This is a genomic window from Frigoribacterium sp. AC759 (genome assembly GCF_979256015.1).
On the sequence record NZ_CEEDMT010000197.1, the window covers coordinates 1 to 236 of the forward strand.

Here is a 236-nt window from a genome sequence, read left to right on the forward strand (position 1 = left end):
ACCTTGATGATCTTCTCGCCGGCGACCTCGCCGAGGGACCCGCCGAAGATGGGGAAGTCCTGACTGTAGACGGCCACCTGACGACCGTGGATCGTGCCGGGGCCGGTCACCACGGCGTCACCGTAGGGGCGCTTCGCCTCCATGCCGAAGGCGTGCGTGCGGTGGCGGACGCACTCGTCGAGCTCGACGAACGAGCCGGGGTCGAGCAGCTGGTCGATGCGCTCGCGAGCGGTCTT

The 236-nt window shown here is 68.6% G+C and carries 1 protein-coding gene; it reads right to left on the reverse strand.

From position 1 onward, the window contains the following. Positions 1 to 236 (reverse strand): carboxyl transferase domain-containing protein (locus tag ACZ6JE_RS15635; RefSeq protein WP_464319546.1); only part of this gene is annotated, 236 nt, incomplete at both ends.